Origin of the sequence: Tessaracoccus sp. OH4464_COT-324 (assembly GCF_003932855.1) — a bacterium.
Taxonomy (GTDB): Bacteria; Actinomycetota; Actinomycetes; order Propionibacteriales; family Propionibacteriaceae; genus Arachnia.
Genome location: NZ_RQYZ01000086.1, coordinates 1 through 516, shown reverse-complemented (window position 1 = coordinate 516; position 516 = coordinate 1). Strand labels below are relative to the sequence as shown.

Below are 516 nucleotides of genomic sequence, written 5' to 3'. Positions count from 1 at the left end.
CGTTGGTCGAGGGCTGGGCCTTCAGGAAGTTCTACCCTGCAGAAGCAGGCCGCCTCGCCGCGCTACCGGGCTGGGTCCACCTCTACAATCATCACAGATCCCACTCCGGGACCGAAAAGCAACCACCGATCACGAGACTGAACAACCCGATTAAACATCACACCTAGCCGACGATCGCCAGTTGATCCGGCCACCCGGGAGTGCTGCTGCCGGTGGTGACGATCGTCACCGACGACGCTGTCCCAATCGAGGGTCGCTGGATGTCGAACTGATCATCATGGCCGACCCAGAAACCTCCGGCTAGGTCCGTGTCCCGCGACAAAGTCACCAAGCCAGAACGGGTCACGCGAACGGGGCTTCGGGACCTTGAACCTTTGAGCAGCTTTCCCCTGCCCGGGGTTCCCGACGCTTTGACCCTGGCCGAGCGAGCCGAGGCCTACCGAAACGAATACAACACCCAGCGTCCCCCCGCGAAACGATCGCCAGAACACCGGCCGCTGGAGGTGCACATGGGCC

Annotated in this window: 1 protein-coding gene; it reads right to left on the bottom strand. The window is 62.6% G+C overall.

From position 1 onward, the window contains the following. Positions 1-163 precede the first annotated feature (163 nt). On the bottom strand, positions 164-346 hold the full coding sequence (locus EII42_RS12240) for a hypothetical protein (RefSeq protein WP_125172419.1): 183 nt from the start codon (positions 344-346) through the stop codon (positions 164-166). Between the last annotated feature and the right edge of the window lie 170 nt (positions 347-516).